The sequence below is a fragment of the Streptomyces sp. NBC_00005 genome (genome assembly GCF_045160215.1).
GTDB lineage: Bacteria > Actinomycetota > Actinomycetes > Streptomycetales > Streptomycetaceae > Streptomyces.
In genome coordinates, this window is sequence record NZ_CP108316.1 from 9,630,353 (window position 1) to 9,643,917 (window position 13,565).

Annotated in this window: 17 protein-coding genes; 12 read left to right on the forward strand and 5 right to left on the reverse strand. The window is 69.6% G+C overall.

The features are described 5' to 3' along the window. Nucleotides 1-294, forward strand: a complete 294-nt coding sequence (locus OG303_RS43935; RefSeq protein ID WP_405875528.1) for a DUF1905 domain-containing protein — start codon at nt 1-3, stop codon at nt 292-294. Here OG303_RS43935 and OG303_RS43940 read toward each other — a convergent pair whose 3' ends face one another. Further along, nucleotides 295-1,059, reverse strand: a complete 765-nt coding sequence (locus OG303_RS43940; protein WP_405875529.1) for a VOC family protein — start codon at nt 1,057-1,059, stop codon at nt 295-297. A gap of 265 nt (nt 1,060-1,324) precedes the next feature. Here OG303_RS43940 and OG303_RS43945 point away from each other — a divergent pair, with 265 nt between their 5' ends. After that, on the forward strand, nt 1,325-2,239 hold the full coding sequence (locus tag OG303_RS43945) for an N-acetyltransferase (RefSeq protein WP_405875530.1): 915 nt from the start codon (nt 1,325-1,327) through the stop codon (nt 2,237-2,239). A gap of 2 nt (nt 2,240-2,241) precedes the next feature. Here OG303_RS43945 and OG303_RS43950 read toward each other — a convergent pair whose 3' ends face one another. After that, nucleotides 2,242-2,634 carry a VOC family protein gene (locus tag OG303_RS43950; RefSeq protein WP_405875531.1) on the reverse strand — a complete coding sequence of 131 codons (393 nt, stop codon included), beginning with the start codon at nt 2,632-2,634 and terminating at the stop codon, nt 2,242-2,244. 71 nt (nt 2,635-2,705) lie between these two features. Between OG303_RS43950 and OG303_RS43955 the strand changes: the two genes are divergently transcribed. After that, nucleotides 2,706-3,245 (forward strand): GNAT family N-acetyltransferase, encoded by a 540-nt coding sequence (locus tag OG303_RS43955; protein WP_405875532.1) that lies wholly within the window; start codon nt 2,706-2,708, stop codon nt 3,243-3,245. Between the two features lie 3 nt (nt 3,246-3,248). Here OG303_RS43955 and OG303_RS43960 read toward each other — a convergent pair whose 3' ends face one another. Then, on the reverse strand, nt 3,249-3,932 hold the full coding sequence (locus tag OG303_RS43960) for a glycerophosphodiester phosphodiesterase (protein WP_405875534.1): 684 nt from the start codon (nt 3,930-3,932) through the stop codon (nt 3,249-3,251). Between the two features lie 395 nt (nt 3,933-4,327). Between OG303_RS43960 and OG303_RS43965 the strand changes: the two genes are divergently transcribed. The 5 genes from OG303_RS43965 to OG303_RS43985 all read left to right on the forward strand — a co-directional run bounded on the left by OG303_RS43965 (nt 4,328) and on the right by OG303_RS43985 (nt 8,969). Further along, on the forward strand, nt 4,328-5,725 hold the full coding sequence (locus OG303_RS43965; protein WP_405875535.1) for a DUF6421 family protein: 1,398 nt from the start codon (nt 4,328-4,330) through the stop codon (nt 5,723-5,725). A gap of 38 nt (nt 5,726-5,763) precedes the next feature. Beyond that, on the forward strand, nt 5,764-6,513 hold the full coding sequence (locus tag OG303_RS43970) for an SDR family NAD(P)-dependent oxidoreductase (protein WP_405877770.1): 750 nt from the start codon (nt 5,764-5,766) through the stop codon (nt 6,511-6,513). Then, nucleotides 6,510-7,583 (forward strand): threonine aldolase family protein, encoded by a 1,074-nt coding sequence (locus OG303_RS43975; RefSeq protein WP_405875536.1) that lies wholly within the window; start codon nt 6,510-6,512, stop codon nt 7,581-7,583. Before OG303_RS43970 ends, OG303_RS43975 begins: the two co-directional genes overlap by 4 nt. An 87-nt stretch (nt 7,584-7,670) precedes the next feature. Then, on the forward strand, nt 7,671-8,264 hold the full coding sequence (locus tag OG303_RS43980) for a transglutaminase domain-containing protein (RefSeq protein ID WP_405875537.1): 594 nt from the start codon (nt 7,671-7,673) through the stop codon (nt 8,262-8,264). 12 nt (nt 8,265-8,276) lie between these two features. After that, nucleotides 8,277-8,969, forward strand: coding sequence for a B3/4 domain-containing protein (locus tag OG303_RS43985; RefSeq protein ID WP_405875538.1), 693 nt, complete (start codon nt 8,277-8,279; stop codon nt 8,967-8,969). A gap of 4 nt (nt 8,970-8,973) precedes the next feature. Here OG303_RS43985 and OG303_RS43990 read toward each other — a convergent pair whose 3' ends face one another. Together OG303_RS43990 and OG303_RS43995 are read right to left on the reverse strand one after the other, a co-directional pair. Continuing rightward, a complete protein-coding gene (locus tag OG303_RS43990) occupies nt 8,974-9,702 on the reverse strand; it encodes a lysophospholipid acyltransferase family protein (RefSeq protein WP_405875540.1) in 729 nt (242 codons plus the stop codon). Nucleotides 9,703-9,887: 185 nt separating this feature from the next. Then, nucleotides 9,888-10,304 (reverse strand): DUF4395 domain-containing protein, encoded by a 417-nt coding sequence (locus OG303_RS43995; RefSeq protein WP_405875541.1) that lies wholly within the window; start codon nt 10,302-10,304, stop codon nt 9,888-9,890. Nucleotides 10,305-10,378: 74 nt separating this feature from the next. Between OG303_RS43995 and OG303_RS44000 the strand changes: the two genes are divergently transcribed. The 4 genes from OG303_RS44000 (at nt 10,379) to OG303_RS44015 (ending at nt 13,564) form a co-directional block, all read left to right on the forward strand. Continuing rightward, nucleotides 10,379-10,792 (forward strand): TlpA family protein disulfide reductase, encoded by a 414-nt coding sequence (locus OG303_RS44000; protein ID WP_405877772.1) that lies wholly within the window; start codon nt 10,379-10,381, stop codon nt 10,790-10,792. A 208-nt stretch (nt 10,793-11,000) separates the two neighbouring features. Beyond that, on the forward strand, nt 11,001-11,516 hold the full coding sequence (locus tag OG303_RS44005; RefSeq protein WP_405875542.1) for a flavin reductase family protein: 516 nt from the start codon (nt 11,001-11,003) through the stop codon (nt 11,514-11,516). Between the two features lie 220 nt (nt 11,517-11,736). Continuing rightward, nucleotides 11,737-12,525 (forward strand): electron transfer flavoprotein subunit beta/FixA family protein, encoded by a 789-nt coding sequence (locus tag OG303_RS44010; RefSeq protein WP_405875544.1) that lies wholly within the window; start codon nt 11,737-11,739, stop codon nt 12,523-12,525. 76 nt (nt 12,526-12,601) lie between these two features. Next, nucleotides 12,602-13,564, forward strand: a complete 963-nt coding sequence (locus OG303_RS44015) for an electron transfer flavoprotein subunit alpha/FixB family protein (RefSeq protein ID WP_405875546.1) — start codon at nt 12,602-12,604, stop codon at nt 13,562-13,564. Nucleotide 13,565 lies beyond the last annotated feature (1 nt).

The following is a 13,565-nucleotide window of genomic DNA, read 5'->3' on the forward strand; positions in this document are numbered from 1 at the left end:
GTGGAGTTCACGTTCGCCGCGCGGGTGATCGAGTGGCGCGGCCCGGCGCCCTACTACTACCTGCCCGTGCCCGACGAGGAGTCCGCGGACATCCGTGAGGTCGCGGCGATGGCCAGCTATGGCTGGGGCGTCATCCCCGTGGCCGCGCGGATCGGCGAGGTCGACTTCGAGACCTCGCTGTTCCCCAAGGACGGCGGCTATCTGCTGCCGTTGAAGGTCGCCGTGCGCAAGCCGCAGAACATCACGGCCGGCGACGAGATCACCGTCGCGATGACCGTCCGGCTCGCGCGCTGATCAGTGTTCGTCGCCCGCCCGGTACACGCCGAACACCGCCCCCTGCGGATCCCGTAGCACCGCGATCCGCGGCCCGGCGGGCACGGAGGTGGGTTCCATGAGGACAGTGCCGCCGGCCTCCGTCGCCTCGGCCGCGGTGGCGTCCACGTCCGCCACCGCGAAGTGCGGCAGCCAGTGCGGCGGTACCTCGGGCGGGAACTTGTCGTCCATCCGCACCATCCCGCCGAAGTCCGCGCCGTCGATGCCCCACTGCGTGTAGTGCTCCGAGGCGTTGACGCTCCAGCCGAACACCGCCGTGTAGAAGCTCGTCGCCCGCTCGGGCGCGCGGGTCAGCAGCTCCACCCAGCCCAGGGACCCGGGCGCGTTGAACAGTCCGGCGCCCGGGAACGCCCGCGCCTGCCACATCTGGAAGGCGGCACCGGCCGGATCGAGCGCCACGATGAAGCGACCCACGTCGAGCACGTCCATCGGGCCGACCAGGACCGTCCCGCCGGCCGCCGTCACCTGCTGGGCGGCAGCGTCGGCGTCCGCCACCGCGAACGACACGTTCCATGCGACGGGTTGAGACTCCTGGTAGAGCGGGGTCAGCGCGGCGACCGCCGCGTCCCCGAGGTGCGCGACCGTGTAGCCGCCCGCCTCCTGACGCGGGTCAGTCTCGTTGCGCCAGCCGAACAACTCCGCGTAGAACTCCTTGGCCGCCGCCATGTCCCTGGTCCCCAGCTCGGTCCAGCAGGGCCCGCCGGCCACCGGCTTGTCGAGCTTCATGGTTCCTCCCGATGCCTGCTGAATTCCCTGAGCCCCTCTGAATCCATCCCCTCTGAATCCATCCGATCCGAATCCTTCCGATCTGGATCCTTCCGATCTGGATCCCTCACGAAGGGAGAACCCCTCCCAGCACGCTATGCCCCGGCCCGGGCCCCGGCCATCCGGCGAAACCCCCTCGCATCCGGCGCCGCCGCCGACGTACGCTCGGCTGCGTACCGCATCGCATGGCGGCCTCCAGCCCACCACTCCCGCCCGGAGGTCCCGCATGCCCGCGCTCGAGGTGCGCACCTTCCACCGTGACGACCGCGACCAGCTCACGGATCTGATCAACCGGCACGTCGCCGCCGTCGTCCCCGGCGTCTCCGTGTCCGTGAACACCGTGCTCAGCGATCTGCAACGCCAGCCCGAGGAGTCCATCACCGACCCGTGGGTGCGGGAACGGGTCACGCTCGTGGCCGAGCAGCGCGACACCGTCGTGGCCGCGGCCCATCTGCTGCGCTACAGCGCCGACGCGGAGGTCGGTGAGAGCTACCGGGACATCGGCGAGATCCACTGGTTCGTCTGCCGGCCGCCGGCATCCTTCTGGCCCGACTCCGACCGGGCCGCCGACCTGCTGATGAACGCCTGCCTCGCCCAGCTGGCGCGCTGGAACGTGCGCGCCCGCTACGCGAGCGGCGACGTGCCCGCCCCGGTCGTCTACGGCCTGCCCCGGAACTGGCCGCACATCCGCGCGGCCTTCGAGCGCGCCGGCTACCGGCACGTCGGGGACACGGAGGTGATCCTCGTCGCGCGGGTCGCCGACCTGCCGGCGCCCACACCCCGTCGGAGTGTCACGGTCGAGCGCACGCTGGGGGAGTGCGGCACCCGTTTCACGGCGTACGCCGACTCACGCGCCCTCGGCTTCATCGAGGTCGACACGGCCCTGGCCCGCCCCGAGCGCCACACCCGGGCCGCGGGCCTCGCCGACATCGGCAACCTGTACATCGACCCGGCCTCGTACGGCGAAGGCCTGGAGCACTGGCTCCTGGGCCGGGCCGCCGACTGGCTGCGCCTGTCCGGCGTCGACCGCCTGCTCGCCTACGAACCGGCCGACGACACGGCGGCCCTCGACCGGCTGACCTCGGCGGGCTTCCGCGAACTGACCCGCACGGACCGCCGCTGGGAACACCGCCCCCGCTGACCTCAGATGCCGGGCCGGTACCGGATCGGATGGTCCGCCGGCACCTCCACCAGCACGATCCGTGTCCCGTCCGGGTCCGCGATCCACATCTCGATCAGGCCCCACGGTTCCTTCACCGGCGCCCGCACGATCTCGACCCCCTTGGCCCGCAGCTCCTCGTGCGCCGCGGCCGCGTCCTCGACCTGCAACCAGAGCTGCACGGCCGGGGACGGCGCCGTCGCGGACCGGCCCGAGACCTCGAGGAAGCCACCGCCGAGGAAGTAGACGGTGCCGCGCTCCGGCCCCGTGCCGAACTCGCGGTAGACGGCGAGGCCCAACTGCCCGCCGTAGAACGCCCGGGACCGCTCGGGATCGGTGGGATGGAGAAGGGTTCGACTGCTGAGAACGTGCACCATGCATCCGGAGCCTAGTGGCAGCGCTACCCTCGTCCGTGCCCGAGTCGCGCCCAGAAATCGGAGTAACGCCCATGGAGACCGCAGCCACCGGACTGACCTACCGCGACGCCACCGACGCCGACGTCGACGCCCTGGTCCGGCTGATCGAGTCGGCCTACCGCGGGGACTCCAGCCGGGCCGGGTGGACCACCGAGGCGGACATCCTCCAGGGGCAGCGCACCGACCCGGAGGGCGTGCTCGAGGTCATCAAGTCGCCCGACAGCCGACTGCTGACGGTCGAGCGGGAGGGCGAGGTCGTCGCCTGCTGCCAGCTCGAACACCGGGGCGTCCACGCCTACTTCGGGATGTTCGCGGTCAGCCCCGCGCTGCAGGGCTCGGGCCTCGGCAAGGTGATCATCGCCGAGGCGGAGCGCGCGGCGCGCGAGACGTGGGGCGTCGACGAGATGCACATGACCGTGATCTCCGTACGCGACGACCTCATCGCCTGGTACGAGCGCCGCGGCTACCGCCGTACGGGCCGGATGACCCCGTTCCCGTACGGCGACGAGCGCTTCGGCATTCCGCAGCGCGACGACCTGCAGTTCGAGCTCCTGGTCAAGGAACTCGCCTGACGTTCACGCCGTGAAGCGGCCGGTGCGCTTGATCTCCGGGTAGTCGGTGGTCGCGCCGTCCAGCTGCAGGGCCCGTACGAGCCGCAGGTGGTCCTGCGTGTTCACCACCCAGCCGATGATCTTCAGATCCGCCTTGCGGGCCTGCTCCACGACCTCCAGCGTGAGGCGGCGGATGTTGAGGCAGACGGTCGAGGCACCGGTCTCCACGGCGCGGTCCACGATGTCGGTGCCGTAGCGGCTACCGATCAACGCGGTCCGTACGCCCGGAACGAGCCGGGTGATCTCGGCGATCGCCTCGTCGTGGAACGAGGACACCTCCACCCGGGAGATCAGGTCCCGCTTCAGCATGACCTGGGCCAGCGCCCGCGCCGCCGCCAGGTCCTTGATCTCGGCCTGCAGCGGTGCCCGCACGGCGTCGAGGACCTCCTCGAAAACCGGGACGTGCTCCCCGCGGCCGGCGTCCAGTGCGCGCAGTTCGGAGAGGGTCTTCTCGGCGATCGGGCCGGTGCCGTCGGTCGTGCGGTCCACGTCGGTGTCGTGCATGACGACGAGGGCGCCGTCCTTGCTCAGGTGCAGATCGAGTTCGATCACGTCGAGGCCCGCCTGCTGGGCCGCGACGAAGGAGCGGAGGGTGTTCTCAGGTTCGGTACCCATGACTCCGCGATGACCGATGGTAAGGAAGTTCAAGGTTCAACTCGCTTCCGTCGACGGCGGCTCGGCTCCGCGCGTGACCGGAGCGGACGGTCACGCGGGCAGAGCCGCAGCCTAACGGCCCCGCCCTGCGATGTACCCGCGCGTACACGGGGGATTGGGGTGTCGCGCAGGGCGGACCTGGCCCGTACCCGCGAGGGCGCTCACCCGGGCGTGGGCGAGTCCTCCCGGCATTGACCGGCGGCCGGTTTCAGCGGTCCGGTCCCCGGGTAGCCGCGCGACAACCATATGTCTGCCGGACCGGTATCCGGCAGGAAAAAGTTCGGTGACCATGAGGGTGGGCAGGATAATCTCCCGAGGCTCCTCTTGCTGGGAGGAAGCTCGTACGTATACGGTCTCCATACGCGAGGTTCTCCCGTGGAGGATGGGACATGACGGAAATTCTTGTGCAGGCTGCTTCGGGGGACCACGTTCCTCCCGTGACCAGGGTGGTGGAGCACCCGGCCTGGGCCGTGCTCAAGGATGCCGTGGAACGGATCCGGCCATGGCAGTCCAAGGACGGGTCGATCGACCTGGACGCCGAGGCCGCACCTGAGCGCTCGGACGCCGAGGCGGCCGTACAGCGTGTCGTGGAGGCGGTCGAGGAGCTCTCCCCGCTGCTCCCGCACGACCGCGCCTACCACGAGGCCCTGACCAAGGATCTGCGCCGCTGGGCGGAGGGCGGCTTCGAGGTGCCCGACTTCCTCGACTCGCTGCTGGCCTTCCAGCCCGCCGCGAACCGCGCGGACGACCTCCAGCACCTGGTCGTCTTCCCGATGTACACGCAGAACGGCAACCCCGACCGCAACCTCGAGGCGGTCGTGTTGCGCATGGTCTGGCCGGACTGGCTGGCCGAGCTGGAGCGCACCCGCTACGACAACCCGCTGTTCTGTGGCATCACGTTCGAGGACTTCACGGCCGGCTACGACACCAACTCCGCCGTCCTGTTCCCGGAGACCATCGCCGTGCGCCAGGCGCCGGAACGGTTCTCCTGGGGCGGCATCTTCTGCGACCGCGAGGCGGCCCGCTTCCGCCGGGTCACCGAGGCCGCCGTCGACATCCTGGGCCTCGAGCTGCCCGGGGATGTCGCCGCCATGGTCCACGACCAGAAGCGCTGCGAGGAGGCCTTCGTCCTGTGGGACATGGTCCACGACCGCACCCACAGCCGCGGCGACCTGCCCTTCGACCCGTTCATGATCAAGCAGCGCCAGCCGTTCTGGATGTACGGCCTGGAAGAGCTGCGCTGCGACCTCACCGCCTTCAAGGAGGCCGTGAAGCTGGAGACGGACGGCGTCCCGCAGGCCCGTGACGTGCAGTACGCGGTGCTCTTCGACCGCATGTTCCGCTTCCCGGTCACCGGCGAGCGCGTGCGCAACTACGACGGCCTCGGCGGCCAGCTCCTCTTCGCCTACCTGCACAAACACGACGTGGTGCGCTGGACCGACAACAAGCTGTTCATCGACTGGCAGCGCGCCCCGCAGGTCACCAACCAGCTGTGCGCCGAGATCGAGGACCTCTACCGGGCGGGCATCGACCGTCCGAAGCTCGTCCACTGGTTCGCCGCGTACGACCTGGTGTCGCAGTACCTCGCCCCGCACCCCGGATCCCGCTGGGCCAAGGGCCCCGACGCCCTCGACCTGAGCCAACCGCCGCGAAAGCTCGTCGATGACGTGCTTCCGGACGAGTTTCCGCTGAGCATGTTCTATGAGGCCCTCTCCAAGAAGTTGAAGGACGTGATCGCCTCCACGAAGGGCATCACGGCGGAGAGTGCCGAGCGAGTCGCCGCGTGAGCGACGGCATCGAGAACACTGCTCAGGAGGCGAAGACCATGGCGGGGAACGGAGCTCTCAGCGGTGCGGTGATCGCGGTCGCCGGCGCAGGCGGACCCGCCGGGCGGGCTGCACTGGTCCGGCTGGCCGAGGCAGGGGCGACCGTAGTCGCCGCGGACAACGATCCCGAGCGGCTCGCGGAGGCGGTGGACGCGGCCCGTTACGCGTCGGGCGGTGCCACCGTCACCGGCGAGCCCGTCGACCTGCTGGACCTGGAGTCCACCCGGGAGTGGGCCATGCACATCGAGAAGGAGTTCGGCCGCGTCGACGGCCTGGTCCACCTCGTCGGCGGCTGGCGCGGCGGCGAGGCCTTCGTCAAGACGAGCATCGACGACTGGGACTTCCTCGAACTGCTGCTCATCCGCACCGTGCAGCACACGTCCCTCGCCTTCTCGGAGGCGCTGCAGCACAGCGAGCGCGGCCGGTATGTCCTGATCAGCGCCGCGGGCGCGAGCATGCCCACCGCGGGCAACGCCGCGTACGCCGCCGCCAAGGCCGCCGCCGAGGCGTGGACGCTGGCCATGGCCGACTTCTTCCGCAAGGCGGGAGGCGCCGACGGGCCGACCTCGGCGGCTGCGATCCTGGTGGTGAAGGCGTTGGTGCACGACGCGATGCGCGCCGAGCGACCCAACGCGAAGTTCGCGGGCTTCACGGACGTCAAGGACCTGGCCGAGGCCATCACCGACATCTGGAACAAGTCCGCCGCCGAAGTGAACGGAAAGCGTCTGTGGCTGACCGAGAAGCCGTGAACCCTCCCAGGACCGACGCACGTCGCCATCACGATCCGGAGATCCGCGGCTTCGCCAGCGACAACTACGCCGGGGCCCACCCGGAGGTGCTCGCCGCCCTGGCCCTGGCCAACGGCGGGCACCAGGTCGCGTACGGCGAGGACGACTACACCGAGAACCTCCAGAGCATCGTCCGCAGCCACTTCGGCCCCACGGCGGAGGCCTTCCCGGTCTTCAACGGCACCGGCGCCAACGTCGTCGCGCTCCAGGCGGTCACCGACCGCTGGGGCGCGGTGATCTGCGCCGAGAGCGCGCACATCAACGTCGACGAGGGCGGCGCCCCCGAGCGCATGGGCGGCCTGAAGCTGCTCACCGTGCCCACGCCCGACGGCAAGCTCACCCCCGAGCTGATCGACAGGCAGGCGTACGGCTGGGACGACGAGCACCGCGCGATGCCGCAGGTCGTCTCGATCACCCAGAGCACGGAGCTCGGCACGCTCTACACGCCGGACGAGATCCGCGCGATCTGCGACCACGCCCATGCGCACGGCATGAAGGTGCACCTCGACGGCTCCCGCATAGCCAACGCGGCAGCCTCCCTCGACGTCCCCATGCGGACGTTCACCAACGCGGTCGGCGTCGACATCCTCTCCCTGGGCGGGACGAAGAACGGTGCGCTGTTCGGCGAGGCGGTCGTCGTCATCAACTCGGACGCCGTCAGCCACATGAAGCACCTGCGCAAGCTGTCGATGCAGCTCGCCTCCAAGATGCGTTTCGTGTCGGTGCAGTTGGAGGCACTGCTCGCCAAGGACCTCTGGCTGCGCAACGCCCGCCACTCCAACGAGATGGCCCAGCGCCTGGCCGAGGGCGTGCGCGCCGTGCACGGGGTGGAGATCCTCTACCCCGTGCAGGCCAACGGGGTGTTCGCCAAACTCCCGCACGACGTGAGCGAGCGTCTGCAGAAGCGGTTCCGGTTCTACTTCTGGGACGAGGCCGAGGGCGTCGTGCGCTGGATGTGCGCCTTCGACACGACCGCGGAGGACGTGGACGCGTTCGTGGCGGCGGTCAAGGAGGAGATGGCGCGCCAGTAGACCGGACCGCCGGACGCGGTGCATAGATATGCGGTCGCCTGAAAAGTCATTGACTCTCGGGTGATCGCATTCCTATGCTCTGCAGGCATGGAGCTGATCCAGAACACCCCTGACCTGTCCGCCTACTTGGCTGCCGACGAGGTCATCGACCATGACCACCCCCTCGTCCGGGCGGCGTCCTCGCGGCTCGTGAAACAGGCAGAGGACTCGTATGCCTATGCGCGGCTGGCGTTCGAGTTCGTGCGCGACACCATCCCGCACTCGCAGGACTCGGGCGACATGCGCGTCACCTGGCGCGCCTCCGACGTCCTGGAGCGGGGCACAGGAATCTGCTACGCCAAAGCGCATGCTCTCGCCGCCCTGCTCAGGGCCGAGGACATCCCCACGGCCCTCTGTTACCAGCGGCTGGCGCACGACGACGGCGACGGTCATGCCGTGCACGGCCTCGTTGCCGTCCGGTTCAACGGCGCCTGGCACCGGCAGGATCCGCGCGGCAACAAGCCGGGCGTGGACGCCCAGTTCTCCCTCGACGGCGAACAGTTGGCCTGGATCGCCGATCCGGAGTCCAGTGAGGTGGACTATCCGGTCCTGTACGCTGAACCACACCCGGCGGTGCTCGGCGCCCTCAAGGCCGCCCCCGACCGGCCGTATCTCTGGAAGACGCTCCCCACCGCACTCTGAGGCAAGGCGACCATGACCTTCACGCTGACCGTGTCCGACGAGGTGCGCTCCCTGGCGCCCGGCTTCACCCACGTCGCGATCGAGGCGCACGGCCTGGTCAACGGGCCCAGCACGCAGGAGAGTTCGGCGCTGCTGGACGACGCGGCCGGCCGTCTCGCCGTACGCCTGGACGGGCGTGCTCCGCACGAGGACCCGCACATGGCCGCGTGGCGCGAGATGTACACGGCGTTCGGCTCGAAGCCGTCCCGCACCCGCAACTCGGCCGAGGCGCTGGCGAAGAGAGCCCTGTCGCCCTCCGGGCTGCCCCGCATCAACCTGCTCGTCGACCTCTACAACGCCATCAGCGTCGCCCACCTGATCCCCGTCGGGGGCGAGGACGTCGACCACATCCAGGGCGGCATGCGGCTCGTACGGGCCACCGGAGACGAGGAATTCTTGACCGTGGCCGGCGGCGAGGAGGTCGTCGAACACCCCGACGCGGGCGAGGTGGTGTGGCGCGACGAGACGGGCGTGACCTGCCGCCGCTGGAACTGGCGCCAGGGCCCGCGCACCCGCCTCACCGAGGAGACGAGCTCGGGCATCTTCCTGCTGGAGAGCCTGGCACCGATGCCTGTCGCCGAGGTCGAGCAGGCGGGGGCCGAACTCGCCGACCTGCTGGAGAAGTTCAGCCCCGGGGCACGGATCACCGTCCACGCCCCGGAGTGACGATTCAGCGGGCCTCGGACGCCTTCACTTCTTCGGGGGTCGGCGCCGTGCCGCCGAGGTGGGCGGGCATCCACCAGGTGTCGTCCGGACCCTTGGGCCGTACGGGATAGGCGCGCTGTGCGGCCTCCAGAAGCTCCTGGACGCGCTCGCGCAGACGCCGGGTGATGGCGCCCGCGTACTGGTCCTGGGGGGCCTCGACCGGCTCGCCGACCCGGATGGTGATCGGGGTGTGGCTGCGCTTGAAGTTCTTCGGGTGGCCCTTGGTCCACAGTCGCTGAGTGCCCCACAGAGCCATCGGGATGAGCGGGACGCCGGCCTCCTGGGCCATGCGCGCGGCACCCGACTTGAAGCTCTTCAGGGTGAAGGACTGCGAGATGGTCGCCTCGGGGAAGACGCCGACGATCTCGCCGGAGCGCAGCGAGTCCAGCGCGTGCTGGTACGCCGTCTCACCCTGCTTGCGGTCCACCGGGATGTGCTTCATGCCGCGCATCAGGGGGCCGGAGATCTTGTGCCGGAACACGGACTCCTTCGCCATGAAGCGCACCAGACGCTTCTGCGGCAGGGCGGCCAGACCGTCGAAGATGAAGTCCAGATAGCTGATGTGATTGCTCACCAGCACGGCGCCGCCCGAGCGCGGAATGTTCTCCGATCCCTTGCAGTCGATCTTGAGGTCCCAGGCCTTGAACAACGTTTGGGCGAGACCGACGACGGGACGGTAGACAAGCTCAGCCATGGACGGGGTGGACCCTTCTCTCTGCCGAGGAAGGGTTCTCCCGGCGGGAAGTTACGCAGCCGTAGGTTTACGGCATTGCGCAGATCGTGCCCGAAGAACGAACGAGTGGCCAGTCCTGGTGCCGCAGAACGGCGAGATTCTCGTCACGTCCGTAACTAGTTCCACCTCGGACTTTTAGCCTGCCTTTACTCCGTACGGACCGTCACCCGGCGCACGACCAGGTACATCTCGCACCCGAGGCAGTACCCGAAAGCGGCATTGAGAAACGCGGCGGCGAGCGCGGCCCCGGTCGCCGTGAGCCCCAGCCATGTCGGACCCAGCGCGAAACCGACCAACCCCACACCGGCGAAGAGCAGTCCCACCGCCTGGGCGAACCGCGGCGGCTCCGGCGACTCGAACGCGGTCGGCGGTCCGAGCCGGGGACGCACGGCCTTGCGGAACAGCCAGCCGTACGGTGAACGGCCCACCCCGCCTGCCGCGCCCAGCGCGAACGCCAGCGTCTGCCAGGCCAGCAGCCAGGCGTTCCCGGTGATCAGCACGACCGCCAGAACGACGGTCGTTACGGCAGCCCCGAAGCGGGGCCCCCTCACATCGATGTCCATGAACCAAGCATTCCGCACGGAAATGATCTGGGGAGCCGGGAATCTTTGCAGTCTCGTGAATGCTTGTGCAGGTGATGACCGGACTTGTGGTGTGCGCGGTGGTGCTCGCGGTGGCGAGCGCCTACGGAGTGCTTCATCGGCAGCGAAGCGGGAGGGTACGCGTGCGCGGGCGCGACGGCGGAAAGCGGCTCGGGGCGGCCGAGTTGGGCGAGGAACTCGGCGAGCGCGCCACGCTCCTGCAGTTCTCCAGCGCCTTCTGCGCGCCCTGCCGGGCCACCCGGCGTGTCCTCGGCGAAGTGGCCGACATGGTCCCTGGCGTGACCCATGTCGAGATCGACGCGGAGGATCACCTGGACCTCGTACGCGAACTCGACATCCTCAAGACCCCGACCGTGCTGGTCCTCGACGCCGACGGCCGGGTCGTACGACGCGCCACCGGGCAGCCGCGCAAGGCCGACGTCATCGCGGCGCTGGGGGAGGCGGTTTGACGGCTGTGCCGCGAACGGTGAGGCATCTCCCATATGCCGGAACGTACTTGACTGCGCGTACCACCTATCGTCAGCCTGACCGTATGCCTACGGAACTCCTTCTCTTCGGACGGGTCCACGTCGACCTCGCCCGCACCGCGAGCGCGCGCTGTCCGAGCTGTTGAGCAGCTACGGATCCCGCTCGTCCCCACCCCAGAAGGACAACTCCATGACGGCCACGCCCGACCTCGGCACCCGTACCCCTCAGCTCGCCTCTCCCGATCTCCTGCGCTCCGTCTTCCGGCGGCATGCGGCAGGAGTCGCCGTGATCACCGCGCGCGGCGACGCCGGCCCGGTCGGCTTCACCGCGACTTCGCTCACCTCGGTCTCCGCCGAACCCCCGCTGCTCTCCTTCGGCATAGGCACCGGCGCCTCCAGCTGGCCGGCGATATCGGCGAGCGAGCACATCGGCGTCCACATACTCGGGGACCATCAGCAGGAGTTGGCGGCCACCTTCGCCAAGAGCGGCGCCGACCGCTTCGGCGCGCCCACCGCCTGGCGCGAGGGGCCCGAAGGTGTCCCCGTCCTCGACGACGTCCTCGCCTGGCTGGTGTGCCGGGTCGTCGCCCGCGTTCCCGCCGGAGACCACCGCATCGTGCTGGCCGAGGTCGTCCTCGGCGACCCCGCGGGTCCCGGGCGCCCGCTCCTCTACCACCAGGGGCGGTTCAGCGGCCTGCGTGACTGATCGTCGGTGGTCTGCCTCTGCGAAGCGGTCGAGTTCCGATTACGCTGCGTTGCAAAGGTCACAGTTCAAAGCGCTTGCTTAGCGGGAACGAACTGGGTGTACTGACGAGTAATATTTCGCTCGGAGCGCGGGTCGCCCCGATCGGGATCGGCCGCTTGAGGCGCCTATGCTGCTTGAAAGTAGGCAGCACCGAAAAGACGATTGCAGTAGGAGAGCCGGCGTGAGCTTGAGGATCGTTGTCACTGTGAAGTACGTGCCCGACGCCACTGGCGATCGGCACTTCGCCGATGACCTGACCGTCGACCGGGACGACGTGGACGGTCTGCTCTCCGAGCTGGACGAGTACGCGGTCGAGCAGGCGCTGCAGATCTCCGAGAACTCCGACGACGACGTGGAGATCACCGTTTTGACGGTGGGTCCGGAGGATGCCAAGGACGCGCTGCGCAAGGCGCTGTCGATGGGCGCGGACAAGGCCATCCACGTGGAGGACGACGACCTGCACGGCACCGATGCGATCGGTACCTCGCTGGTGTTGGCGAAGGCGATCGAGAAGGCCGGCTTCGACCTGGTGGTCTCCGGGATGGCGTCCACCGACGGCACCGCGGGCATCGTGCCCGCGCTGCTCGCCGAGCGGCTGGGCGTGGCGCAGGTGACCCAGCTGTCCGAGGTGACGGTCGCGGACGGGGTCGTGAAGGGCCGCCGGGACGGGGACGCCGCGTCCGAGCGGCTGGAGGCTTCGCTGCCGGCGGTGGTGTCGGTGACCGACCAGTCGGGTGAGGCCCGCTACCCGTCGTTCAAGGGCATCATGGCGGCGAAGAAGAAGCCGGTTCAGGCCTGGGACCTGTCGGATCTGGAGATCGACGCCGACGAGGTCGGCCTGGCGGGTGCCTGGAGCAAGGTCGATTCCGCCACCGAGCGTCCGGCCCGTACCGCGGGCACGATCGTCAAGGACGAGGGCGAGGGCGGCAAGCAGCTCGCCGAGTTCCTCGCGAGCCAGAAGTTCATCTAAGGGTCTCTGGCCCGCTTGCGGCTCACCTCCCTCACTTCCCCTCAGACTTCGCACATCCGCAAGGAGTTTCGTTCCCATGGCTGAAGTTCTCGTCTACGTCGATCACGTGGACGGTGCCGTCCGCAAGCCCACCCTGGAGCTGCTGACCCTGGCCCGCCGCATCGGCGAGCCGGTCGCCGTCGCGCTCGGCGCGGGTGCCGCCGACACCGCCGCCGCGCTCGCCGAGCACGGCGCCGTCAAGGTCCTCACCCACGAGGCCGCCGAGTACGCCGACTACCTGGTCGTGCCGAAGGTCGACGCGCTGCAGGCCGCGGTCGCCGCCGTCTCCCCGGCCGCCGTGCTGGTGCCCTCCTCCGCCGAGGGCAAGGAGATCGCCGCCCGCCTCGCGCTGCGCATCGGTGCGGGCATCATCACCGACGCCACCGACCTCGAGGCGTCCGAGGAGGGCCCGGTGGCCACCCAGTCGGTGTTCGCCGCCTCCTTCACCACCAAGACCCGTGTCATCAAGGGCACCCCGGTCATCACCGTCAAGCCCAACTCCGCCGCCGTCGAGCCCGCCCCGGCCGCCGGCACCGTCGAGACCCTGACCGTCGCCTTCACCGGGCAGGCCACCGGCACCAAGGTCACCGCACGCACCCCGCGCGAGTCGACCGGACGGCCGGAGCTGACCGAGGCCGCGATCGTGGTCTCCGGCGGCCGCGGCGTCAACGGCGCCGAGAACTTCCCCCTCATCGAGGCCCTCGCCGACTCCCTGGGTGCCGCCGTCGGCGCCTCGCGGGCGGCGGTGGACGCGGGCTGGTACCCGCACACCAACCAGGTCGGCCAGACCGGCAAGAGTGTCTCGCCGCAGCTGTACATCGCCAACGGCATCTCCGGCGCCATCCAGCACCGGGCCGGCATGCAGACCTCCAAGACCATCGTCGCCGTCAACAAGGACGCCGAAGCCCCCATCTTCGACCTCGTCGACTACGGCGTCGTCGGCGACCTCTTCGACGTCGTCCCCCAGCTCACCGAGGAGATCAACACCCGCAAGGGCTGAT